Origin of the sequence: uncultured Bacteroides sp., assembly GCF_905207245.1 — a bacterium.
GTDB lineage: Bacteria > Bacteroidota > Bacteroidia > Bacteroidales > Bacteroidaceae > Bacteroides.
The window spans coordinates 1-25,232 of record NZ_CAJLKP010000087.1 but is presented as its reverse complement, the minus strand read 5'-3'; the positions used below and the strand labels follow the sequence as shown (position 1 = coordinate 25,232).

Genomic DNA, 25,232 nt, shown 5'->3' with positions numbered 1-25,232 from the left:
AAAATATATTGAGTAAACTAACTTAGGTATAACAAGCGAAGTTGTCAACTAAATCCAGTACAGTACACCACCTCAAGGGAACGACAGTTTCTCCTCATGGGAACGGCAGTTTCCCCTAATAGAAACGACAGTTTCCTCTAATGGGAACGCTCGTTCCTACAGCAGGAAACGCCAGTTCCCTACCGCAAGGGAACTGCAATATCTTATGTATTAAACAATTAAAAGACCATTGAATAATGTTCAAGAAACAATACGTAACTGTATCGCAAACCAAGAGCTGACGGAAAGATAAATGATGAATGAGAAGCACTATAAAGAAAAGGAGCAACAATAATGGAAAAATTTTTCAAAAGCAATGAAGCCCGGAAGTTTTTAGCTTCCGGGCTTCATTGCATAATTCTGTTAACGCTTTATCAAGTATCTCAATTATCGAGCTACCGGACCTGCTGTTTTTTCATATTTTCCAGTCTCTTCATTATACATGAATGACATAGCATAGTTACCATCCCTGCGACCAGCATATATCTTATAAACTACTATATAGCTTAAACCTGGATCCGGTTCAGTAATCCATGATGGCAAAAGAATATCGGAGTGGCAACGGCATTCTCTGCGAGTGTTAGGAGGGTATTGAAAATGGATTATCCTGAAACAAAGGTGGTAGGACACCGAGATTTGAGTCCAGATGTGAATGGAAATGGAGAGGTGGAGCCGGTGGAGTGGACGAAGGAGTGTCCAAGCTTTGAGGTGAAGGAGGAAAGGTGGTAACAGTATAGAAAAGAAATCATCCCACTTTTGTGAAATGACTTCTTTACTATGTCTTGTCTAAGATAATACAAAATTACACACAATATCCTTATTTAAAATCTGCAATAAAACGCATATTCTTATTATAATTTTGCCCCGGCACTGGTTCAAAATTCCCAGCAAGAAACATTCCATTATAACTACGTCCCCATCCCCAATGTATAAAATAATAGGCCTCACTGATAAATGGATAGACAAACATCCTATCCACTTCATTGTTCATAACACACCTAAAAGTTTGTGTAACATCAGCACCATGAATAACAAAGGCATGTGCATTATTGGAATCACGAGCTCCACTTACATATATAGGAGAGCCCTTAATTAATTGATCCCAAATCCGTTCAATATACAGTCCTGTATTAAAATTAATAAATTTAGCATTGCTATACCCATATTGCTTAAAAGCAGCCAAAGCATCGTTATCATATGCTCCCGACCCAGAACAGTCATAGTCCATTTTTACTTTAGTCCCTATATCTTTCATTAAAACTTGTGTGGCATAAGCCCCCTCATTACTAGGCATAGCCTTCCAATCAAATGAGCTTGGCATGTCAAAAACACGCATAATTTGGGCCATAGCTACTGCCACACAACCTACAGGTGGTCTTCTATTAGAATAAGAAGTACATCCCATATCATCTAACAAATTATTAAATCCTACACCTTGGTTCCAATTTGTATGGACCATTCCTGGCACATAATAAAAATATGGCTCTAATAAAAATCCATGTTTCTGACAAAACCTCACATCAGATTGTCCCTTTCTGCACGCACCTAACTCTCCTAGGGGAAGCTCTCCTACTCCGCTATTCCTAAGTTTCGAATCTGCAACAAAATAATTCTCTAAAAAGTCTGTGACATTATATTTCCTAATCGAATCTACTAAAAAAGCATATCCGTCCATCCAACTTGCCACACCTCCTGGTATTTGTACATTATCATCTATAGGAAATGAACTATCCTCAGAATATGCCAATATTTCATTGACTCGCTTATCTGCCGAAATAACAAGAAATCCTCCCCCTTCATAATTTACTACATACATTTCTGGCAAATCTGATTTCTTTTTTAAAGAATATATACTTGCTATATTTTTTTTTCCAATCTTACTCCTTGTCTTTAAATTAGTAAATTCATAAGTAGTAGCTATGCTTTTAGCATTTTCCAGAGAAACAAAGTTACTATCAACTTTGCTCGTCGCATCATCTCTTTGAACATCATAATCGTTGTTACATGACGATAACAAGAAAATGATAAATAATCCCATAAAAGGAAACAATGTCTTTTTTTTCATACTGCACGTATTTAAAGTTCATGCTTGCAATTTAATAAATAAAAATAAATTAAACAAATATTTACCATATTATTATAAAAAAGAAGTTGACATAGCAAATATTATACAAATGTATTCTACATGTTCAAATCAATACAAAAGTAAAGCAAATAATAAAACTCAGCATACTTTCATTACTATATCCACCTAAATTGAAAGATTTAAAGTCCCCATTTTGAAGAGAAAGCCCCAAAGTGCACATATAAAACTACAATGCAAAAAAGCATAACCATAACTACGAAAGTGATAAAACAAAATATGCTCCAAAGATACGCGTACAGAGTGGCAACGGCATTCTCTACGGGTGCTGGTGAGGGCATTGAAGATGGACTATCCGGAAGCAAGGGTGGTAGGACACTGGGATTTGAGCCCGGATGTGAATGGAAACGGAGAAGTGGAGCCAATGGAGTGGACGAAGGCGTGTCCGTGCTTTGAGGTGACAGGGGGAAAGTGGTAGAGGTAGGGAAAAATAAACCCCGGAAGCTAAAAAACTTCCGGGGTTTATTTTTATAGAAATAAGTGATTCTTATTCTTCTTGAACAGAGAAGTTTTTAACTTCAAAAGTAGAAGCACAAGTTGCATCACTCACATATTTAATAGCAATGCGAATACTCTTACCATTATACTTGCTAAAATTAGCTTCCATTGGAACGAAAGTAAAGCTATCGGGCCATGTTTCAAATTCCAGCTTTTCCCAGGTAGCAGTAGTCACGTCATTCGTATAATCTGTGGAAACGCAGATACTAATATAGTCTTCCGCTTTTGCTCCATACAGATAATTAATACCGGCTTCAAACCTCAATACAGGAGACAAAGCTTCCTTCAAATCGATTCCCGGAATAAGCAACCAGCTTTCAGTAGTCTTATTGCCTCCCAAATATCCGGTAGCTTTCCAACCATATTTAGGATCGAGAGTCCAAACATAGTCTTTTCCGCCCAACTCAATATTCTGAATGGTACATCCACCTTCGTCACCAATAAAGGTATTTGCATAGTATACTTTCGCTTCGTTCCATACCCCTTTCGCTTTGATGAACAACATGGTCTTAGGCATAACTTTTGCAGTTTCCGTCCAAGTAGCACCGTCATAAATGAATTCGGTTGCAGAAATTGCCTGGCTACTACTGCTGTAATAAACCACAGCTACAGTCAAGTCTGCCTGAGCATACGGATAAGCATTCTTCAGATAAATCGGCAAAGTTTCTCCCGGTTTGCTGACATAGGTAGCTCCCATCTTAGCATAATCGGCAGGTTGCAATACAGCAACAGTGACATCCGGAGTGGTGTACTCTTTCCAAGTGCTGGTTGCTGCGTCATACCGGTAGACAGCAGAAGTGTTGTACTTTGCAGCAGCACGCGTAGAAGCAAACATCATAGCAGAAGCCGCTTCCACCTCATTTTCAGGAACTTCTTTATACAGATAAACATCAGCATAATAGCCATCCTTAGGCTCTGTAACACTTATATTTTTAATCTCTATAGTAGGGGCACACTCCGAAGTACTCTTATATGCAAATGCAAGGCGTACTTTCTTTCCAACGTAGTCTTTCAAATCAATCTCACCGGAATTAACAAAAGTCCAGCCCTTACCTTCCGACCACTCAGCATTCAGTGTAGCCCAAGTAGCAGACGTAACATTATCTACGTAATCAGCAGAAATCTTAGCTTCGATAAAATCAGCACGATTATTACCGTTCAGATAGTTGATGGCAGCATCGAATGAAAGCGTCGGAGCAGTAGCACCGGACAAATCAATCTCGGTAGAAACTAACCAGCTTTCAGTAGGATTGTTCGCCCCACCAGCAAAAGCCGCAGCTTTCCAATAACTGTTTTGTGCATCGTACTTCCATGCATAAGTGACGCCTTCCAACTTAATGTCCTGGAAGGTGAAATCACCATCATTTCCCTTCATCGACGCATTCAGATAGATGCCGAATGAAGAGGGGGGATAACAACCATAAGAATAAGAACCGTTATATTCATTCAGCTTCACAGTCTTTTTCTTTTCAACATTCACGAGAGAAGTTGTGCCATCTGCATTTTGAAAGAACTTCCAATCACCACCGGTTGCAGGAAGAGCACCCAGATTAAAACTATTATATGTTCCTGACAGATAAATGAACTTTTCATCCGGACGTTGCAGAGAATATCCAGTTGCAGTAGGAGTAACAGTCAATACATAGTTTGAAACATCACTACTAATCAATCCATCGGTAACAGTCACAGCAGTACCAGCCATATAACCATAGGATTTTGTTTCATCCGTAAGTCTTCCAAAAGGAATGAGTTTTCCTTCTTTATCAGGAGCCACAAACACATAGTTACCACCCTCAGCAGCCATTCCAGATACTTTCTGATAAACATTCGGAATTACGCCACCGCCGCCAATACTCGGTTCTGTCTCAGAATACGCATAGTTGACCATACGCATAGCACCGTCAGCAGGATTCTCTACAGCCTGTTTCAGGATAGCAGGAATCTTACTGATGGTAGACGGAGACAGGAATGAAGCAGTAACCGTTTCACCCCATACCGTTTTATAATCACCGGAAGTAAGTTCGTAAGCGGAAATGCCATTGAAATCAGTCAGATATTCAGGCAATTTCTCAGCATTATTGAAGGCCACCGTCACTTTCGAGTCATCACTCAAATAAGGATAAAGGCTTTCAAGGTAAGCAGGCAGATACCATGACGCTGGTGCGGTTTCCGTAAAATATTTGTTCGTGCCCATGGCTTCCAAAGCTGCCACAAAGTCTATTCCTTCCGGATCTACTTTATCCGTTGCAATCTTTATATTGCTCTCAAGTCCGGCAATTTTTTTATAGTCACCATCTGCCAAGCTCAACTCGACATTCTGCACATCCTTAGGAATGGCAAGCTCGTCATAGCCCGGAAAGTTATCTTCGTTATAGTCGCAACTTGCCAAAAACAGCAAAGATGCGCACATGCTAAATACTATATTTTTCTTCATAATCTGTCTTGGTTTAGAAATTGAACTTCAATCTTACAGAATAGGTACGGCCGAAACCATAAAGCACACGAGTAGCGCTCTCCCAATCGTGGGTGCTACCATCACGAGCATCTGCAATGTATTCCTGATCGAGGACATTGTTTACATTTCCACTCAGAGTGGCACGTATTTTTCCAAAATCAAATGTATAGCCTGCACTTAAATCGAATGTGCTATAGGATGGAATCTTCCACGGACTACCAATTACATAAGGCTCCTTTTGCGTTGCAACGTTGGCATTGATATCATAATCGGCAAAGTTACGTGAGAAGAAATTCCAATCTACTCCCAAGCGCAGACCTTTTACCGGACGTACACCTACCCCCAAAGCGGCTGTTGTCTGTGCTGAACCACCTACAGAAACGTTATCCATATCAATCTGATATTGATATTGTTCTGCATTTGCCATATCAGTCACTACATCACCACGAGTATTTTGCAACATCTGACCTTGTGAGTCGAACAGGTATCCGGAAGCTATACCGCCCCAACGCCAGTCACCCCAAGAAAACATCCCCGTAATATCCAACCAATTCAAAGGTTTGGCAACAAAATCCAATTCCACACCCCAGTGATCAGCATTAGCACCGGTCATGTTCATAGCCCAACGTAAACCATCGGCAGTAGTACCGCTATCGTAAAGAGCCTTGTCCATCCAACGGGTATAGTAACCATTCAAGTTAGCAGTGAAGAAACGACTACGGTAGCCATATCCCACCTCGAACGACATAATTTTCTCGTTCTTGGCATCCGGGTTACGGTCATGTGAAGTTTGCGAATTAATGAAAGAAGTATCAAACATCGGCGCACGGTTGATGTAGCCTGCATTAACGAAAATATTATGGTTCTCAGTCAAGTTATAGTTAGCACCTCCCTTGATGTTTCCACCCAGATAATTCTTGGTTGAAGACTTAGCCTTATCTTTACTATAATACATGCGATCATAACGCCAGTAGCCAGTATTTGAAGCACCACCAGACACAAAGGCGCTTAACTTATCCTGATTGTATTCCAACTGCGCAAATACGCCTTCATACATAACGAAACCATCATAATCGCGACGTAGCACATCGCCCACATTCAATTTCTGATTAATATAATTGGAATTGCCACCTACGGCGGGGTTATTTTCTGCCGTAACGTTCTTTCTATTATAAGAATCAATAAAATAAGTACCTCCGAAAAGGTCTGTCAGGATATCCTGGTGTAAGCCTTTGTAATAACGGAAATCAATACCTCCATAGAAATCAAAATTTTCACCGAGTTTAGTGGTGTATGTAGAGAGCAAGCCATACCAGAGATGATTATTCATCATCTTACTCATTACCATCTTGGAACCGTTAGTACTTTCGGCATTCATTGTTTCAACAGCATCATAGTCAAAAGTTCCATCCGGACGACGGAATTGTGTGTTTACCAAACCGTTTGTAGAACCATACCATGAATTAGAGTAGGTGCTATCGCCCGTACCTCTATAGCCGTCTCCGCGACCAATAGATACATAAAGTGCAGTACTTAAACTTGATTTTTGGTCAATCTGCCACAAGTGATTCAAAGAAATCTGTGGTTTGTGGTATGAGTTTCTGGAAGAGTTATAAGACTGTCCGTGGCGATAGCCGAAAGTAGAGTTATACTTATAAGGACTATCTTCGCCCATATACTGTTTTACACGCTGCCATTCTTTGATAGATAAACCATTCTGATTGCTGCGCTGGTTATGCCACTGAGGAGCACCAAAAGCAGTCAAAGACAACTGGTGGTTGTCATTGAAGCGTTTAGCAATACTAACGAACCAAGTATATCCTTCAAACTCTGTACCTTGTATATATCCGTCACCCCAAGTCTTGGCTCCCAACAAGGAGAATGCCCATCCGTCTTTAGACAAACCGGAAGAAAGATTAAACAGAATTTTGTTATAACCATCATTACCCATAGCGTAGGAAACAGAACCACCCTTCTTAGCTTCGGTAGTTTTAGTAATAATATTGATAGAACCACCTACTGCCGGAGAAGCAACCTTGGCAGCACCCAAACCACGTTGTACCTGGATGCTTCGGGTTACATCAGACAAACCTGACCAGTTTGACCAATATACTTTATTATTCTCCATACCGTTCATGGGCACACCGTTAACCATCATAGCAGAGTTTTCACTCTTGAAACCACGAATATTAATCTTACTGTCTCCAAAACCACCACCGTCTTTAGTAGCATATATACCCGGAGTCGATTTCAGGATTTCAGGAAATTCCTGTGTACCTAACTTTTCTTCTATAAAAACCGGATCAATAGTAGACACAGCTACCGGAGTTTTACGGGCAACTGCTATAGACGAAGTAATCGTAACGTCCGCCAGCATCACTGCATCCGGTTCCATTTTGATAGTACCCAAATCAACAGAAGCACCCTTCTGCGTAATCTTCTTCTTGAGGTCTTTGAAACCTACGTACTTGAACAACAAGGTTCCACCCTGAGCAACACTTTGCTTAAAATAACCATCAATGTCAGTCACCGTACCCTGTGAAGTGCCTTCTATCATAACGGCAGCTCCCACCAAAGGTTCGCCTGTTTCTGAGTCAACAAGCTGCCCCCTCACTGTAGTCTGGGCAAATGCCGCAGCACTAAATATGGACAGCACTGCCACTAACAGGAAATGAATTAGATGTTTTTTCATACTTCTGTTTTTTGTTAATTAAATGTGTTAATTAGAAATGTTAATTAAGTATTAAATACTGTATTAAGACGCAAATATAGTTAATAAGATTTAGATTTGTGTTACATTTCTGCTACAAAATTTCAGAGTAGATAGGAGTTATTGAGACTTTTTATAACAAAAAAGCCTTGCAGTTTTTTTGCAAGGCTTTCTATTTGTCGTCAAAATATAATTTATGCTATCAGATTCTCACTGTTATCAGTCATTCATCAGCTTTCTATAACGTACACGGGTAGGTTCTTCTTTTCCTAAACGTTTCTGTTTATTTTCCTCATATTCTGAATAGGAACCTTCGAAATAGAAGACATTAGAGTCACCTTCGAACGCAAGGATGTGCGTACAGATACGGTCGAGGAACCAACGGTCGTGACTGATGACTACGGCGCATCCCGCAAAATCTTCGAGACCTTCTTCGAGGGCACGGAGGGTGTTCACGTCAATGTCATTGGTAGGCTCATCCAGCAACAGCACGTTGCCTTCTTCCTTCAGTGCCATGGCAAGGTGCAAACGGTTACGTTCACCACCGGAGAGCACACCGCAAAGTTTCTCCTGGTCGCCACCGGAGAAGTTGAAACGGGAAAGGTAGGCACGTGCATTAATATCGCGTCCACCCATACGAATCAGTTCCGTACCGCCGGAGATTACCTGATATACGCTCTTATTCGGGTCGATGTCGCTATGTTGCTGGTCCACATAAGCCACCTTCACGGTCTCCCCTACCTCGAACTCGCCTTTATCCACAGTTTCCAGTCCCATAATCAGGCGGAACAGCGTGGTTTTACCGGCACCATTAGGACCGATAACGCCGACAATGCCGTTAGGAGGAAGCATGAAGTTGAGGTCGTCGAACAGTAGTTTGTCGCCATAGGCTTTTGCCACGTGCTTTGCTTCAATCACTTTGTTGCCAAGGCGCGGACCGTTGGGGATGAAGATTTCCAGTTTCTCTTCTTTCTCCTTGATATCTTCGTTCATCAACTTATCGTAGGAGTTCAGACGCGCTTTACCCTTTGCCTGGCGGGCCTTGGGAGCCATGCGCACCCATTCCAACTCGCGTTCCAGTGTTTTGCGGCGCTTGCTGGCAGTCTTCTCTTCCATTTCCATGCGCTTGGTCTTCTGTTCCAGCCAACTGGAATAGTTGCCTTTCCAAGGGATACCTTCGCCACGGTCGAGTTCAAGAATCCAGCCTGCCACATGGTCGAGGAAGTAACGGTCGTGGGTTACGGCAATCACCGTGCCTTCATATTGCTGCAAGTGCTGTTCCAGCCAGTCGATGGACTCGGCGTCGAGGTGGTTGGTAGGTTCGTCCAGCAACAGTACGTCGGGTTTCTGCAACAGCAGGCGGCAGAGTGCCACACGGCGGCGTTCACCTCCCGAAAGGTATTCCACAAGCTGGTCTTCGGGCGGACAACGGAGGGCATCCATGGCGCGTTCCAGTTTGCTGTCGAGATTCCAGGCATCGGTTGCATCGATGATGTCCTGAAGTTCTCCCTGACGGGCAAAGAGTTTATCCATCTTGTCGGCATCCTCGTAGTATTCGGGAAGACCGAATTTCTGGTTGATTTCCTCATACTCGGCAAGTGCATCCACAATGGGTTGCACGCCTTCCATAACAATCTCTTTTACGGTTTTTGCAGAGTCAAGGTGAGGTTCCTGAGCAAGATAGCCCACTGAGTAACCCGGTGAAAACACTACTTCGCCCTGATAGGCATTATCCAACCCGGCGATAATCTTCAGCAAGGTGGATTTACCCGAACCATTCAGACCGATGATGCCAATCTTTGCGCCATAAAAGAACGAAAGGTAGATGTTCTTCAACACCTGCTTATTGTTCTGCTGAATGGTCTTGTTCAGCCCTACCATAGAAAAGATAATCTTTTTATCGTCAACTGTTGCCATAAAGTTTTTAAGTGTATTATATTAATAATGTATATTCTGTTTCAAATAGAGGAATCTTGTGCAAAGATAATAAAAAAAGAAGAATCTTTTTGCATTTATAAAAAATGTCTCTATCTTTGCACCCGCTTAACAGCAAAACAAGGATTGATTCAGTAGCTCAGCAGGTAGAGCACAACACTTTTAATGTTGGGGTCCTGGGTTCGAGCCCCAGCTGGATCACATAAAAAAGGAACTTTGAAAGTTCCTTTTTTTATTCCAAACAGATTAAAACATTTGACTTATAGTTCTTTACGAAAGAATACACACAAAAGACTTTAACTAAATAATTATATCTAATTCGTTTCGTCATGAAGAAGAAATTACTATTGCTGGCCATTCTGGTCCTATCCTTATCTGCCGTTCAGGCTCAGACTCAACTCAAATGGAACACTTTGTATTGGGCTATGGGTGTAGTGAATATGTCGGCGGAAACCAAACTCACAGATAAATGGACATTCAATGGAGATGCGGTATACTCACCTTGGAAAAGCATTGAGGGAAACCCTATGAGATTCGGTCAATTAATCGTAGAAGGGAGATATTACCCCAAAGGAGCATTCAACGGGCTCTATTTGGGAGGATACGGTAGTTATCACAGGCTGTTTAAAGTTACTAAATGGAATTATATCAATCGTGATAGATATCAAAAAGGCAATGGCATGTCTTTCGGAGCAACCTTAGGTTATCAATTTAAAATTAACGACCGTTGGGCACTGGACCTTTTCGCAAGCTATGGATGGCAACACTCCAGATATAGAGGTTATATGAAATCCACTGGAGAAATGTATGTGGGTAAAAATGCCAGCGCCGAATGGATGCCCTACAAATTAGGTGCATCTTTTGCTTATCGACTGGGAAAGAAGTAAAGATACAGCCTAAGCCTTCATCACACACGGGTGCGTAAACCAGAAGCATGAGCCTTCTCCCTCATGGGATTCAACGCCAATCTTTCCGCCCATCCCCTCGACCAGGTTCTGGCATATCGCCAGCCCAAGGCCAGCACCTTGCACAAACGAGTCGAGCTTCACGAAACGATTGAATATCTCATTCTGCTTTTCGGCAGGGATGCCTTCACCCGTGTCGGTCACACAGAAGCGCACCTGATTGTCATCTTCCAAAGTATAGGAAAGAGTGATTGAGCCCTCGGCAGTAAACTTCAAGGCATTGTTCACAAAATTAGAGAGCACCTGCGTAATCAATTTCTCATCACCATCAATCACGACCTGCGGTGAATTTTCATCGAAACGGAGTTCTACCACACTGTCACGTTTCTTGCACAAGAAAGTGTTGATTATCTCCCGGCAAAGCATGAACACATCCACCTTTGCAATGGAGAGTTCTATCATGCCGGACTCTATTTTAGATATATCCAGAATATCGGAAATAAGTTTGAGCAACAGGTCGTTGTTCTTCTCTACTATTTCCATATATGCGTGGCGTTCCTCCACTTCTTCGGTTTCGGCAAGCAGACTCGAAAAGCCCACAATAGCATTGAGGGGAGTGCGTATTTCATGGCTCATATTAGCCAGAAATGCCGTTTTGAGTCTGTCTGATTCTTCTGCTTTTTCCTTAGCCTGAATCAGTTCCAGTTCCACTTGTTTACGGGTAGTGATGTCGGTGGCCAACTCTATAATTGCCCGCCGCCCGTCAATCCACTTGAGCGCTGTGCTCTGGATGGTATACCAGCGGTCAGTGGCGGGGTTATAGTCTTCCCAGAAGTGGACACCTGTAGGCTCGTTGTCGGCATCGAACAGATGCGGCTTCGGACAATGCTTACACATACCGTCCAGCCCCGCGTTCAGCATTTTCCAGCATTTGGCATCTTCAGAAACTTGTCCTGCCTCTTCCCTGAAAGATTTATTGGCGAAAAGAACTTTCAACGAGTCGTAATCGCTAACAAAGATATTGGCATTGATATTATCCAGCACCTTTTGCATCGTTTGCTGCGATTGTTGCAGGGTGGTTTCCATCTGCCAGCGTTTTGTAGCAGTAGATACGATTTGTGATATCTGGTTCATCAGTTCCACATCCTTTTCGTCCCATTGCTTATTCCAGCAAAAGTTAAACGAAAGGAAGCCGAAGTGCACGCCCAACTGTGATAATGGAAAGACAGCAATGGCTTTTACGCCTTGTATTTCCAGCATTTGTGTAATGAAGGGATCGAGCGAATAAATATCGGATGTACAGATGATATTGTCTTTTTTGAGCATATCGAACCAGGGTTTTCCTGCTTCAATGGTCATGCTTCGCAGATAGTCGATGGCGGGTTCGATGCCTCTGTTGCACCATTCATAGGTGCAACCGTATGTAACTCCGTCGAGGTGGTTTTCCCATGTTGCCAGACGGTCAACGCCGGTATAGCGCCCGATTTCGGCAAGTGCCAGATTCATAGCTGTGGGTATGTCTGCTTCCAATTGCAGTATTTGCAGAACTTTGATGAATAATGCCTGACGGCGGTTGGTTGCCTCCAGTTGAGTACGATATTGCTCCAGTTCCATGTCGACCTGTTTGGGGTCGGATTCCGTTAATTTCATAGGTTGATAAATAACAATAAATGAATGTAAAGATCACTCCAGAATCTGCTGAAGCAGACTCTATATTCTGCAAATATATGCATTTATTTTAAATCCGGAAATAAATCGATAAAAAGGTCTCTTTTTGTAGCGGATATGAATCTTCATCCCCTTTTTTCCTTATTTCATCGGAAATCTAAAAGGGATTCGTCTATTAAGTCTATTCTGGAAGTAGTTTCGGGAATATCTTTGTACTCCATACCAAAACACTAAAAATAATGAGAAAAATGGAAGACTGCATTTTAATTTTCCGAACTTCTATAGCCAGGAAACAGGATGTGAAAAGAGTGGGAACATTGCTCGCACAATATCCACAGATTCATAAATGGAACGTAGATTTCGAAGACTGGGAGAAGGTATTAAGAATAGAATGTCTGGGAATGAGTCCGGGTGAAATATCGGATGCACTGCGGACGATTAATATTTGTGCAAGGGAGTTGGAATAAGATGCATTTAGATGATATCAAAATGGGGGTGTGTCAGAAACTCACCCCCATAATATTAAATGGTATTGTTCAATTACAGCTTCACAGTCACCTTCTTCCCTCTGTAAGAAACTGATTTATCGAACGCTGCCGTATCTTCATCGCCACAGCCTTTACCCGGTTCTACCACCACAAAGTTGAACTTACGATTCTTCAACATCCCCTTATAACTACCCTTACGGTCGGCAATCGTGAGAGTACGTTCTTTATCATTCCATTTCATGGTAATGGTGGTGTAAGCTCCCTTTTCGTAATTGTAATTATCAAACTCATCTTCGTAAAGAGTAAATTCGGCATCAGCACCCGGATAAATACGGACTGTCAAGTTATCCCATTTCTTCTCGGTGGAGTATTGCACAGCCGGTCCCCAAGGAAGAATGGAACCTGCACGAACATACACAGGCATGATGTCGATAGGTACTTCGCGCTGGATAGTTTGTCCGCCCTCAAGCGTCTGTCCCGTCCAGAAGTCGAACCAACGGGAACCTTGGGGCAGGTAAACATCTGTCTTTCCTACCTTGCTCATATCTTTCAGATGACCGTTCCGGTCTTTATCCTGCCAGGTGTAAAGAGAATCCGTCACCGGACGAACGAGGAAGTTACGGCCGAACATATACTCAGTATCCATGTCGAGCACTTTCTTATCTTCGGGGAAGTCCATCATCAACGGGCGGATGAAACTGCCGGCTTTATCGGTCACTTCCCATGAAGTACTGTAAACGTAAGGCAGCAGACGGTAACGCAAGTGAGTGTATTTCTCCAACGCATCATAAGCCCAGTCGCCCTTCTTGCCGAACTGATAGATTTCCACAGCTACCGGACTGGAATTGTGCGAACGCATAATCGGCTGGAATGCACCCCATTGATACCAGCGGGTATGCAGTTCGTGATAAGCGACATTATCTACCGTATTATTATATTTCCAGGCAAAGAAACCGCCTAAGTCTGTGTTCCAGTAAGGAATGCCGCATAAGGAATAGTTGAGCCCCGCCGCAATCTGTTTACGCATGATGGACCAGTCCGAAACCACATCACCACTCCATGAATGCGAAGCATAGCGCTGTTGCCCCAGGAAGGACGAACGGGTAAGCAGGAAGACACGCTTATCAGAAGTCACAGCACGTTGATGTTCATAAACTCCCTTGTTAGACAGTAACGGGAAAGCATTGTGCACTCTGCGGAACGAACCTAAATAGGTAGGAGTATTGAAGTCCTGATCTTTGATGTTCAGATGGTCCGGCTCGGTTGAGTCGAGCCACCAGGCATCCATGCCCAGGTCGAAGATATTCTTTTTCATCTCCGCCCAATAGATATCACGAGCAACCGGATTGAACGGGTCATAAGGTTTCACTCCGGCCTTGGGTGGCCATGTGTCGAAGTGCAGCAAGGCTTTCAGACTATCCATCTTCTGATACATCTCCGTCCAGGGACCGAAAGAGGCCCATACTGAAATCATGATGTGGGCATTCTGCTTATGCACATAATCTATCATCTCCTTCGGACTTTTGATGCGCGGAGTACCATAGCGTGCATTCCTGTCCTCACCGTTCGGAAGATATTTCATGAATTCGGGGTCACCCATCTTGTTGATGTAACGGGGATTCTGGAATTTCATGGAGTTCCAGTTCGAGTCGCATCCCCAGTACTGCCAGTCTTGGATGATACCATCCAAAGGCACTTTCAGGTCACGGTATTTATCAACAACTTCACAGAGTTCGTCGGGACTCTTGTAGCGTTCGCGGCATTGCCAGAAACCTAAAGTCCAGAGAGGATAAAGGGGAGCCTGCCCGGTCAGGTCGCGCACACCGGCTATCACACCATCGGCATTGCCGCCATAGATGAAATAATAATCGGCACAATCGCCTACTTCCGAATCAAACGACATTTCCTGCGGATTATCGAGGAAGGTGGTGGGAGAATAATTATCCCAATACAAAGCATATCCCTTTACAGAATGCACAAATGGGATACAGATACTCATATTCTGATTACGAAGGAAAAGTTTCTGGTTACGTTGGTTCACCTTGCCCGTTTGCTGCTGTCCCAGACCGTAGATGACTTCATCTTTATCCAGCAAGAAAGCCTGGCGGACATTGAAAGAAGGAACTCCCGCATCATCGAACGGTGTGAACTGGGTTCCATAATCCTTGTCCGTCAGCATACGTTTCCCTGACTTATCGAAGAAATGGATACCTCCGGTTTCCGTATTCACTTCCACCCGTACGGCATCACTGCTCAACGTCACATTTTTGCCGTTTTCACCGAAGGTTACCGGGGTAGTTTCGGGGGCTTTGATAATGACCAGACTCTCTTTATTGCAGGATGTCTGCATAGGTGTTTTATAAACCCGGACAATGGTGGGCGAATAAAATTCCACACTGACGTCCATCCCTTGTGCAGCATACTTGATGCCCTGAGACGTGCGTTGCACATTCTGCGCTACGCCGCTTGTGGCAACAATGGCTGCCGATGCCAGCAAGAAGCCGACTTTTTTAATAAGATTCATTTTCATGGTTTTTAAGTGTTTTATGATGTTGCAAAAGTAGGGCATAAAGGCGTCTGGCAGGCAACAACCACGTTGAAGGCAACAACAATCATGTTGATTTCTTCATCTTTTCGGCATATTCGGAGGGGCGGCAACCGTACATTTCCTGGAAACACTTGCTCAGATAACTGGAACTGCTGAAGCCTGTGCGTTCTGCAATTTCGGTAATGCTGAGGTTGCCTTCCGCCAGTAACTGGGCTGCACGCTGCAAACGGATGTTGCGTATGAAAAGGCTCGGAGACTGGTCGAGCATGGTCACCAGCTTCCGGTAAAGTCCGGTGCGTTCCATGCAAAGGTCTCGACTCAGTTGCTCAACGGAGTAGCCGGAGACATGCAGGTTCTTTTCCACCTGTTCGATGGCACGCGCAAGGAATGCGGACTCGGCGGCATCCTGCTTGGAAGCATGAGGCGTTTCAACAACACTACAGATTGCAGGGATATTGTTCTCTTCCGAACGGGCTTTCTGCTCGGCTTCATAACTGTTGCATTGCTCTATGAGGTTGCGGATGCGGAGCAAAAGAATTTCTTCTTTATGCCGACGTTCCATCTTTTTGCGGGTCCAGTAGACGTAAAGTCGGATGCCGGCTACGGCTACCAACAATAATGTTATTATATATAAGGTATAAGCGGTGTTCGTTTTCCACCAGGGAGCATGGATGATGAGAGATACCTCCTGCACTCTCCCATCCCATCGCAGGACGTTGTCCGAAGCCATAATCTTGAAAGTGTACTTTCCCGGAGAGAGATCTGTATAAGAAGCCTGAAGAATGCCTGTGCCGTCCGTTCTCCCGTTCTGTCCACCGGAAAAGACACAATTCCAGTCTTTATCGACGCCTTCCAACCGGTAGCGGTAGTAAGTACGCTCACCGTTCAGATAGTTCAGGGCGGAAAATTCGAAAGTAAGAAAGTTCTGGTTATAATCCAATTCAATATTTTCTGTGTAAGGAGGTGTTTTGGGAAGGATGATACGGTCGCCATACTTTTCGCCTGTATTTACTTTTTCGCCATATAAGCGCAAAGTAGTGAAAATCGGCGCATATGGCAGTCCCGGAGCTACCGGCTCACTATCCGGACGAAACACATTAAACCCATCGACTCCTCCGAAATAGAGGGTTCCGTCAGAGGCTTCAAAAATGGCTCCCTGCATATACTCTCCTTCCAAAGCACCATCCTGCTGATTGAAATTGGTAAAACTGACATCATGGTTATCCGGACGGATGTGAACGCGGGAAATGCCATTGCTGGTAGTTACCCAAATATCATTATGCCTGTCTTCATGGATGGCCTGCACGAAGTTGTTGCTAAGGCCGTTTTCACAATAGAAGATGCGTGGTGTCTGTTCTTTACCGGTGAAAAGTTCCAATCCGTCGGATGTTCCACCCCATGTCCAGCCCCGTGAATCAGTGCAGAGGGCTGTGTAATTTTTATCTCTGAAATGGTAGTTTGAGGCACTTCTTTGCAATCGGGCGGATAACCCGGAAGGAACGGAAGAAGCGGTTACCGGAACCAGAGACAAAGCCTCGTCCTTATTCTCAGCCAACCGATAGATATGGGAGTGATTTTTCAAATAGATATTGCCTGCTTCGTCTTCGGCAAAACATTCGACGGCTACATCTTCTTCAAGAGGAACAGGGAAGGAACTGCGACCGATGTATGCCAGTTTGTGCATTGCCGGGTGATAATAGAGTAATCCACGGTTCAAAGTGCCTATCCATAACCCACCCTGAAAATCCTGAAAGATGGTACTGATTTCGGTGGAGACAATCTGTCCTTTCCTGGTCTGCAACAGAGGGAAATATTGATGTGCTCCGTCCACCAAATCTATGCTCCAGAAGCCGTGGACGCAACTGATATATGCTTTTTCATCACCGGGAAGGATAACCAGGGTATTCAGCGTGTAATCTTGTTCAAATATCTTCTTCCAAGCCCGGTTCTGCCAATCGAAGTAGAATAAGCCGCCTTTACGCCCGTTACGCAGTTGATAGAATCCTTTGCTGCCTTTGACAACGAGGGAGGTTCTCCGGAAATCTTCCCGTTCGGACGGAAGATAAGCGGAGGAGGTATACAGTTCTTTTTGATTTCCAATGTCATAGCACACCACTTCGCCTGTATCATAAAATAGATACAGAGCATTATCCTTTGCATTCATATCCTGTAGTTTTCTCGGGTCATTGTCAGGAAGAATGATACGTATTCCGCTACTTAGTTCTTGCAAGGCTCCGGATATCAGTAGCCATGTGCGCCCTAGGTCGTCTACAAAAAGGTCGTCTAAGGGACGGGATATATGTTTATCCCGGAAGTAGGAAGATAAGTCTGTGATATATTGTTCCTTATAAAGGTCAATACACATCAGTTTATGATAGTCTTTAACCCACAACAGGGAGTCTCCGCTCCGGTAGATGCGGTAGTATCCATCGTATTGCTGCAATGGATATACATCTTCTGCAGTGCGATGAAGATAAGTGAAGTGCACGCCATCATAGAGGTTGACATTGCCACTGGTGGTGAATACCATCCTGCCGTCCGGCAATTGAAGAATGAAGCGTATCTGGTTATCACTCAGACCTTGGGAGGTATTGATGGATGTGAACAGGAAATCGCCGGCATAGGCTGTCAACGTTATCCTGAAGCAGAAAAAAAGGAATAATGCAATCTTTATGTTTCTCAAGTTATTCACCGGCACTGTCATAGGCTTGTTTATTCGGGATACAAATATAATAGATTTTTCTAAAAGCTATGTAGCTTTAGCCTTTCGTGCCTGCGGAAAAATTAATCTAAATATCATTAAAAGTGTATACATTCATTGGGCATTATCTGTATATTTGATTGTTACTCATATATAAACGATTAAAACATAGTATGTATGAAAACAATCCGAATGAGTCTCTTTTTACTGCTGATAGCGGTAATCGGCGCACCTACTCTTTCCGCACAGACCAAGAAGGAAAAGAAAGAAATGAAACAGAAAGCCGTCAGGGAACTGGTCTTATCTGAAAAGTATAAAATAGATGTGAACAGAGCACTTCCTTCAAGAGGACGCTCCGTTTCGCTGACTTCACCCTATTCGATAGAAGTAAGGAACGATTCCGTTATATCCTACCTCCCCTACTACGGACGTGCCTACTCCATCCCGTATGGTGGTGGTGAAGGGCTGAACTTCAAAGTTCCAATCAGTGATTATAAGATAGAGTGGGACAAGAAGGGAACCGCCAAAGTACAGTTCACAGCACGGAGCACGGAAGATAAGTTCAGCTTCAACATAGACATTTTCAGTAACGGCTCGTCGTCTATATTTGTGAATATGCAGAACAGACAGTCCATCAGCTTTCAGGGCGATCTGGACATACCGGAGAAATAACAAAGACTCTACGCCGGAGGAAAGAAAGGTGTGGATATCTATCTTCTTATGGAGATGGAAAAATAAAAATGTTATCTTTGCGCACAAGACCTATTATATATGTACAAGGAATACTCGCCCTGCCTCCTGCTCTCTCCCTATATCGACAAATATTGGGAATTAAAAGGCAATCCCGAATATGGAATGCGCATCAATATACTGCCTGACGGGTGTACAGACTTTATCTTCACTCTCGGAGAAGCAACGCAGGCTGTAGACAGTGATTTGAAGATGAAGCCTTACCGTACCTACTTCATCGGGCCGATGAATACTTATTCGGAATTAGCTGCATATACAGAAACAATTCATATGTTGGGCGTTCGCTTCCTGCCTTGCGGATTATCCCGCTTCATCCGGCTTCCCCTGCACGAATTCACTAACCAGAGAATTAATGCCGACGAAGTCAGCAATTTCTTCGATGCCTCATTCGCCGAAAGATTGTGTGAAGAAAACAGTTTGAAAGAGCGGGTGAAGATTATAGAAGAGTTGTTCATCAAGTCACTATACAAACATGATTTACCAGCAGACCCGCAGATTACATTTGCCATAGAACAGATAAACCGATATCAGGGGAAACTGCCTATACAATCGCTTATGGATGATATTTGTTTGTGCCAACGGCAGTTCGAACGCAGATTTAAGATGAACACCGGATATACTCCCAAGATATACAGCAGGATTATGAAGTTCAAGAATGCCATAGACCTGCTGAGAAACAATACCTGCGACAGTCTGCTGTCGACCGCTGTCCATGCTGGATATTATGATGTGCCACACCTGTCAAGAGAGATAAAAAATTTGTCCGGCAGTACCGCCTACTCCTTTATGAACCGGCCAACATCGGAAGAAGAAGCCACGCTGACTTATGTAGAGGCATAAATGTCGTTTTTATACAATGAAGTAATCTCTCCGGCTGCTTATCTTTGTATCATCAATCAACTAAATAGATTATAAAATGGAAACACTTGAAAAGAAAGCCGCAGAAATGCTTCAAAAGAGCGAAGTAGTAGTTCTCACTTCTATAAACAAGGAAGGGTATCCCCGCCCTGTGCCAATGAGTATGATAAAAGCCGAAGGTATCTCCACCGTCTGGATGTCCACCGGAGACACTTCGTGGAAGACAGAGGATTTCCGCAAGAATCCGAAAGGCGGTTTATGCTTCTACGCTCAGGGAGACAGCGTTTGCATGACCGGTGATGTGGAGGTAATCACAGATGCGGACATCAAACAGGAACTTTGGCAGGATTGGTTCATCAATCATTTCCCCGGCGGACCAACCGACCCGACTTATGTAATTTTAAAGTTCAAAGCCAATCATGCCACTTACTGGATTGAAGGGAAGTTTATTCACAGAAAGGTTTGAGGAAGAAGAAGATGATATACATCATACTTGTAGCAATAGTAGTTATAGCCATTCTTGGTATTTATGCTTATTTCGGTGGTTTCAGCACTGTCAAGGTAAGAACTGAGGTTGCAGGCGGAGAGGTCATTGTATATAAAGAGGTGAAAGGAGCTTATAAGCAAACAGCCGATATTACAAATGAAATATACTACTATCTGCTCAATGAACTTGGAATTGAAACTTATAAAGGGATTGGCATTTTCTATGACAATCCCAAAGAAGTGGAAAAGGGAAAGCTCAGGTCAGAATCCGGCTGTATCATTGAAGCGGGGGATATTGGACGACTGAATCCCGATGAGTGTAAATATAGGATACAGACGCTCTCTACGGATACTGTAATCACTGCGGAACTTCCGTTCAAAGGAACGCTCTCCATCTTTATGGGTTTCATAAAGGTGTATCCGGCAATAGAAGAGTATGCACGGGCACAGCATATGGGCAATGGGCCTATCATAGAGATATATGATGTGCCTAATAAAAAGATAATCTACCGGAAACTAACTCTAATCGATAGACAGAAAAGCAGCAGTCAGTGCGATTATTAACAAATAATCCGTAAATTTGCAGCCCGTATTTGATATATAGTCTGCAATAAGAGAATGCAAGGAATAAAGAGTCTGACACAAGGGCCTATTAACCGCCAGTTATTCAATCTGGCAATACCTATTATGGCTACCTCGTTCATCCAGATGGCTTACAGTCTGACGGATATGGCATGGGTAGGCCGTTTGGGTAGTGAAGCCGTTGCCGCTGTCGGTGCGGTAGGAATACTGACCTGGATGTCCGGCTCCATCGCTTTGTTGAACAAGGTAGGCTCCGAAGTCAGCGTAGGACAGTCTATTGGGGCACGCAGCGAACAGGATGCACGACAATTCGCCTCGCATAACATCAGCATTGCATTGTTGATTTCGGTGTGCTGGGGAGCTTTATTGTTCCTCTTTGCCAGCCCCATCCTACACATATTCGAGTTGAAAGAGCATATTACGGAAAATGCTATTACTTATCTGCGCATAGTTTCAACCGGATTTCCTTTCGTATTCCTTTCCGCCGCTTTCACCGGAATATACAATGCGGCAGGACGAAGCAAAACACCCTTTTACATCAGTGGTACTGGATTGATTATGAATATCATACTCGACCCGCTTTTCATATTCGGCTTCGGTTGGGGGACAGTAGGCGCGGCACTTGCCACATGGCTGTCCGAGGCAACAGTATTCGGTATCTTTGTCTATCAACTACGCTGCAAGGACGATTTGCTGGGTGGTTTCCCTTTCCTTACCCGGCTAAAGGGAAAATATACGAAACGTATTTTTAAGCTGGGACTCCCGGTAGCTACGCTCAATACTCTATTTGCCTTCGTCAACATGTTCCTTTCGCGCACAGCATCGGAACAGGGCGGACACCTCGGACTTATGGCTTTCACCACCGGAGGACAGATAGAAGCCATCACCTGGAATACTTCACAAGGCTTCTCTACCGGACTGAGTACTTTCATTGCACAGAATTATGCTGCCGGAGAGAAGTCGAGAGTGAAGAAAGCCTGGCGCACTACACTGTGGATGACGTCGATATTCGGTACACTCTGTTCACTGCTATTCATCTTCTTCGGAAGCGAAGTGTTTTCCATCTTTGTGCCCGAACCGGATGCTTATCGCATAGGTGGTGACTTCCTGCGCATAGACGGTTATTCGCAACTCTTCATGATGTTGGAAATCACTATGCAAGGGGTGTTCTACGGATTGGGAAGAACGGTTCCGCCTGCCATCATCAGTATATCATGCAACTACATGCGTATCCCTATCGCCCTGTTCCTCGTACATTTGGGAATGGGCGTGGACGCTATTTGGTGGGCTGTAAGTGCAACAACCATTGCCAAAGGAATCATCCTCACATTGTGGTTTATTATTATAAAAAGAAAAATTCTCTAAAAAAGGCGAACAAACAAACTGAACATAGCTACAGGATAATTGTTATATATTTAAATTTGCATTACTAAATTACGGTAAAACATTAAAAAGGAAAAAGTATGAGAAAGATGAAAATTACGGCACTGTTGTTGAGCGGTGCCATTATATTAGGAAGTTGCAGCACAATGAATAACACTGCAAAAGGTGGTGTGATTGGTGGTGGTTCCGGTGCAGCAGCCGGGGCAATCATCGGCGGACTTATCGGTAAAGGTAAAGGCGCTGCCATTGGTGCGGCTGTCGGTGCGGCAGTAGGTACAGGTGCAGGCGTTGCCATCGGTCATAAGATGGATAAGAAGGCTGCCGAAGCTGCCAAGATTGAAGGCGCACAAGTAGAGAAGGTAACGGACAACAACGGACTCGCTGCGGTGAAGGTTACTTTTGAATCGGGCATTCTGTTCGGTTTCAACTCTTCTACATTGAGCAATACGTCTAAGGCTTCACTGCGCGAACTGGCTCAGATTCTCAAGGAAGACCCGACGACGGACATCGCTATTGTAGGACATACCGACAAAGTGGGTACATATGAAGCTAATATGAAAGTTTCAAAAGACCGTGCATATACGGTAGAGAACTATCTGCAAGATTGTGGCGTGTCTCCTGCGCAATTCAAAAAAGTGGAAGGTGTGGGATACAACCAGTATGATGACAGCATGACGGCAAGTCAGAACCGCCGCGTGGATATTTATATGTATGCCAGCGAACAGATGATTAAGAATGCGGAAGCAGGAAACTAAGATATAAGAAGCTACGAGCTACAGAGCTACGGGCTACAAGTGCCTTTCGGCGTGATGGCTGGGCAAATAATTATTTACCCGCAAACATAGCGCAGCTACTTGTATCCCGTAGCTCTGTAGCTCGTAGCTTCATAGTTTGTAACTAATAAGACAATGAGTATAAAGAAAGTTCTGCGAATTATCCGCAATCTGGTATTATTCTTCTTTATCTCCACTATTCTTGCAGTGGTATTGTACCGTTTTATCCCGGTCTATGCCACTCCCCTTATGGTCATTCGCAGTACCCAGCAAATCTTTAAAGGTGAAAAGCCGGTCTGGCATCACACTTGGGTACCATTTGATAAAATCTCTTCTCATTTACCGATGGCAGTCATCGCCTCGGAAGATAACCGCTTTGCCACTCACAATGGCTTCGACTTCATCGAAATAAAGAAAGCCTTGAAAGAAAATGAAACCCGCAAACGGAAACGAGGAGCCAGTACCATCAGCCAACAGACAGCAAAGAATGTATTCCTCTGGCCACAATCTTCGTGGGTACGCAAAGGATTCGAAGTTTACTTCACCTGGCTCATTGAGCTCTGCTGGTCGAAGGAACGAATCATGGAAGTATATCTCAACTCCATCGAAATGGGAAAAGGCATTTATGGAGCGGAAGCTGCCGCCAAATACAAGTTCAAGACCACTGCCGCTAAACTGACAGCAGGACAATGCGCACTGATAGCTGCCACACTCCCCAATCCGATACGTTTTGACTCTGCACGTCCCTCGTCTTATATCTTGCACAGGCAGTCACAGATATTGAGACTGATGAAATTGGTCCCCAAATTTCCACCGGTAGAGAAGAAAGACACCAAGAAGCAGAAGGAAAAGAAGCAGACAGAGAAGAAGAAAAAGAAATAATCTGCGTATATTTGTGTGCTTAACATACTACGGGATGAAGAAAATCTGGATATTCCTCTTTACTTGTATCGTCTGCGGTGGGTTGCATGCCCAGCGTACAGAAGTGTACACTCCACATATACGAACGGTACAGGTCATTGCCAATAATGACTATATGGCTCCTGCGGTCATCCGACTGGGTGAAGATGAATCTGTGGAAATTTCTTTCGACCATCTTACACACGATTATCACCGCTTCCAGTACATACTCACGCATTGTAATGCAGACTGGACGCCTTCGGACCTCTCTGAAACAGAATATCTGGATGGCTTCAATGACAATCCGATAGAAGATTACGACATCTCGGTCAACACGACCCTGCCCTACACACACTATCGGCTGACGCTGCCTAACAATCAGGTACGGCCGAAACTTTCCGGTAACTATCGGCTGACGGTTTATGATGATGCCGAAAGCAAAGACAAGCCCGCTTTCAGTACTTGTTTCCGAGTACTGGAGAAGGAGGTGAATGTATCGGCACAAGTTAGCAGCGACACGGAGATTGACCGTAACAAGACGCATCAACAAGTAAATTTCAGTATTCAGCATAAAGGCTACCCCATCCGTAATCCGCAGAACGAAGTAAAAGTACACGTCCTGCAGGATAATCGTACGGATAACTGGGTGACTAACCTGAAACCTTCTTATGTGGGTCCTGACCAACTGAGATATGAACATAACCGCGCATTGATATTTCCTGCCGGGAATGAATATCGACGTTTTGAGATGGTGAGTACCCGCTATGCTTCGCAAGGGGTGGAGAGCATCCGTTATCACGCACCTTATTATCACGTGACGCTTCGTCCCGCCGAACCAAGAATATTGAATTATAGTTATGACCAAGACCAGAATGGACGTTTTGTAATACGTTATGATGAAGCCGTGGACAACAATACGGAAGCTGATTACTTCTTCGTTCATTTCTCCCTGTTATGGGAAAATCCGCTCATTGAAGGAGATTTCTATCTGCAAGGGGCATTTACTTATGATGATTTCAATGAGGAGAACCGATTGAAGTATAATCCGGAGACACATGCCTATGAAGGTAGCAAGTTGCTGAAACAGGGAGCGTACAATTATCAGTATTTATATGTAGCACCGGGAAGTACATCAGGAAGCACTGCGCAGGCAGAAGGAAACTATTATGAAACGGAGAATGAATATCTGATACTTGTCTACCACCGGGCTTTCGGAGAGAGATATGACAGGTTGATTGGGATGCAACAGGTGAGTTATAAGTAGTCAAGAAGTAAAAGCTGAATTTGCCCTCACAATAAATTAAGTGACGAGCTACGAGCTACAAGTTACGAGTTGCTGCACTATACTAGTGGGCGAATAATTATTCGCCCGGCTATCACACCGAAAGGCACTTGTCACTCGTAGCTTGT

General features: G+C 43.8%; 17 protein-coding genes, 1 tRNA gene and 2 pseudogenes. 13 read left to right on the top strand and 7 right to left on the bottom strand.

Going from position 1 to position 25,232, the window contains the following annotated elements; all coding sequences use genetic code 11:
* Positions 1 to 589: 589 nt before the first annotated feature.
* Positions 590 to 768: pseudogene (locus QZ135_RS20645) on the top strand (N-acetylmuramoyl-L-alanine amidase); the annotation flags it as partial.
* Positions 769 to 856: 88 nt separating this feature from the next.
* Here the strand turns inward: QZ135_RS20645 and QZ135_RS20640 are convergent.
* Positions 857 to 2,104 carry a C10 family peptidase gene (locus QZ135_RS20640; RefSeq protein WP_294613899.1) on the bottom strand — a complete coding sequence of 416 codons (1,248 nt, stop codon included), beginning with the start codon at positions 2,102 to 2,104 and terminating at the stop codon, positions 857 to 859.
* A gap of 304 nt (positions 2,105 to 2,408) precedes the next feature.
* Here QZ135_RS20640 and QZ135_RS20635 point away from each other — a divergent pair.
* Positions 2,409 to 2,600, top strand: a pseudogene (locus tag QZ135_RS20635) (N-acetylmuramoyl-L-alanine amidase); the annotation flags it as partial.
* A 69-nt stretch (positions 2,601 to 2,669) separates the two neighbouring features.
* On the opposite strand, the gene QZ135_RS20630 reads toward QZ135_RS20635, so the two are convergent.
* The 3 genes from QZ135_RS20630 to ettA form a co-directional block, all read right to left on the bottom strand.
* Positions 2,670 to 5,114 (bottom strand): choice-of-anchor J domain-containing protein, encoded by a 2,445-nt coding sequence (locus QZ135_RS20630; RefSeq protein ID WP_294613896.1) that lies wholly within the window; start codon positions 5,112 to 5,114, stop codon positions 2,670 to 2,672.
* Positions 5,115 to 5,127: 13 nt separating this feature from the next.
* On the bottom strand, positions 5,128 to 7,827 hold the full coding sequence (locus tag QZ135_RS20625; RefSeq protein WP_294613894.1) for a TonB-dependent receptor: 2,700 nt from the start codon (positions 7,825 to 7,827) through the stop codon (positions 5,128 to 5,130).
* Positions 7,828 to 8,064: 237 nt separating this feature from the next.
* Positions 8,065 to 9,762, bottom strand: coding sequence for an energy-dependent translational throttle protein EttA (gene ettA / locus QZ135_RS20620; protein WP_294613891.1), 1,698 nt, complete (start codon positions 9,760 to 9,762; stop codon positions 8,065 to 8,067).
* A 146-nt stretch (positions 9,763 to 9,908) separates the two neighbouring features.
* Between ettA and QZ135_RS20615 the strand changes: the two genes are divergently transcribed.
* Both QZ135_RS20615 and QZ135_RS20610 read left to right on the top strand, forming a co-directional pair.
* Positions 9,909 to 9,981, top strand: a tRNA-Lys gene (locus QZ135_RS20615).
* A 128-nt stretch (positions 9,982 to 10,109) separates the two neighbouring features.
* Entirely contained in the window at positions 10,110 to 10,667 is a 558-nt protein-coding gene (locus tag QZ135_RS20610; protein ID WP_294613888.1) for a DUF3575 domain-containing protein, read from the top strand.
* Positions 10,668 to 10,676: 9 nt separating this feature from the next.
* Here the strand turns inward: QZ135_RS20610 and QZ135_RS20605 are convergent, their stop codons facing one another.
* Positions 10,677 to 12,335 carry an ATP-binding protein gene (locus tag QZ135_RS20605; protein WP_294613886.1) on the bottom strand — a complete coding sequence of 553 codons (1,659 nt, stop codon included), beginning with the start codon at positions 12,333 to 12,335 and terminating at the stop codon, positions 10,677 to 10,679.
* Between the two features lie 266 nt (positions 12,336 to 12,601).
* On the opposite strand from QZ135_RS20605, the gene QZ135_RS20600 reads away from it, so the two are divergent.
* Positions 12,602 to 12,820, top strand: coding sequence for a hypothetical protein (locus tag QZ135_RS20600; RefSeq protein WP_294613909.1), 219 nt, complete (start codon positions 12,602 to 12,604; stop codon positions 12,818 to 12,820).
* A gap of 73 nt (positions 12,821 to 12,893) precedes the next feature.
* Here QZ135_RS20600 and QZ135_RS20595 read toward each other — a convergent pair whose 3' ends face one another.
* Together QZ135_RS20595 and QZ135_RS20590 are read right to left on the bottom strand one after the other, a co-directional pair.
* The gene (locus QZ135_RS20595; RefSeq protein ID WP_294613906.1) at positions 12,894 to 15,365 is read right to left on the bottom strand and encodes a glycoside hydrolase family 31 protein; all 2,472 of its coding nucleotides are present in this window, start codon (positions 15,363 to 15,365) and stop codon (positions 12,894 to 12,896) included.
* An 88-nt stretch (positions 15,366 to 15,453) separates the two neighbouring features.
* The gene (locus QZ135_RS20590; RefSeq protein WP_294613902.1) at positions 15,454 to 18,087 is read right to left on the bottom strand and encodes a helix-turn-helix domain-containing protein; all 2,634 of its coding nucleotides are present in this window, start codon (positions 18,085 to 18,087) and stop codon (positions 15,454 to 15,456) included.
* A gap of 180 nt (positions 18,088 to 18,267) precedes the next feature.
* Between QZ135_RS20590 and QZ135_RS20585 the strand changes: the two genes are divergently transcribed.
* The 8 genes from QZ135_RS20585 (at position 18,268) to QZ135_RS20550 (ending at position 25,086) form a co-directional block, all read left to right on the top strand.
* Positions 18,268 to 18,762, top strand: a complete 495-nt coding sequence (locus QZ135_RS20585; RefSeq protein ID WP_294613883.1) for a DUF4251 domain-containing protein — start codon at positions 18,268 to 18,270, stop codon at positions 18,760 to 18,762.
* A 99-nt stretch (positions 18,763 to 18,861) separates the two neighbouring features.
* Positions 18,862 to 19,680: a helix-turn-helix domain-containing protein gene (locus QZ135_RS20580; protein WP_294613880.1), complete on the top strand. Its 819-nt coding sequence runs from the start codon at positions 18,862 to 18,864 to the stop codon at positions 19,678 to 19,680.
* Positions 19,681 to 19,756: 76 nt separating this feature from the next.
* Positions 19,757 to 20,164, top strand: coding sequence for a pyridoxamine 5'-phosphate oxidase family protein (locus QZ135_RS20575; RefSeq protein WP_294613877.1), 408 nt, complete (start codon positions 19,757 to 19,759; stop codon positions 20,162 to 20,164).
* 11 nt (positions 20,165 to 20,175) lie between these two features.
* The gene (locus QZ135_RS20570) at positions 20,176 to 20,748 is read left to right on the top strand and encodes a hypothetical protein (protein WP_294613874.1); all 573 of its coding nucleotides are present in this window, start codon (positions 20,176 to 20,178) and stop codon (positions 20,746 to 20,748) included.
* Positions 20,749 to 20,802: 54 nt separating this feature from the next.
* Positions 20,803 to 22,131, top strand: a complete 1,329-nt coding sequence (locus QZ135_RS20565; RefSeq protein WP_294613870.1) for an MATE family efflux transporter — start codon at positions 20,803 to 20,805, stop codon at positions 22,129 to 22,131.
* A 98-nt stretch (positions 22,132 to 22,229) separates the two neighbouring features.
* Positions 22,230 to 22,904 carry an OmpA family protein gene (locus QZ135_RS20560; protein WP_294613867.1) on the top strand — a complete coding sequence of 225 codons (675 nt, stop codon included), beginning with the start codon at positions 22,230 to 22,232 and terminating at the stop codon, positions 22,902 to 22,904.
* Positions 22,905 to 23,057: 153 nt separating this feature from the next.
* Positions 23,058 to 23,804 (top strand): monofunctional biosynthetic peptidoglycan transglycosylase, encoded by a 747-nt coding sequence (gene mtgA, locus QZ135_RS20555; RefSeq protein WP_294613864.1) that lies wholly within the window; start codon positions 23,058 to 23,060, stop codon positions 23,802 to 23,804.
* 34 nt (positions 23,805 to 23,838) lie between these two features.
* The gene (locus tag QZ135_RS20550; protein ID WP_294613861.1) at positions 23,839 to 25,086 is read left to right on the top strand and encodes a DUF5103 domain-containing protein; all 1,248 of its coding nucleotides are present in this window, start codon (positions 23,839 to 23,841) and stop codon (positions 25,084 to 25,086) included.
* Positions 25,087 to 25,232: the final 146 nt, after the last annotated feature.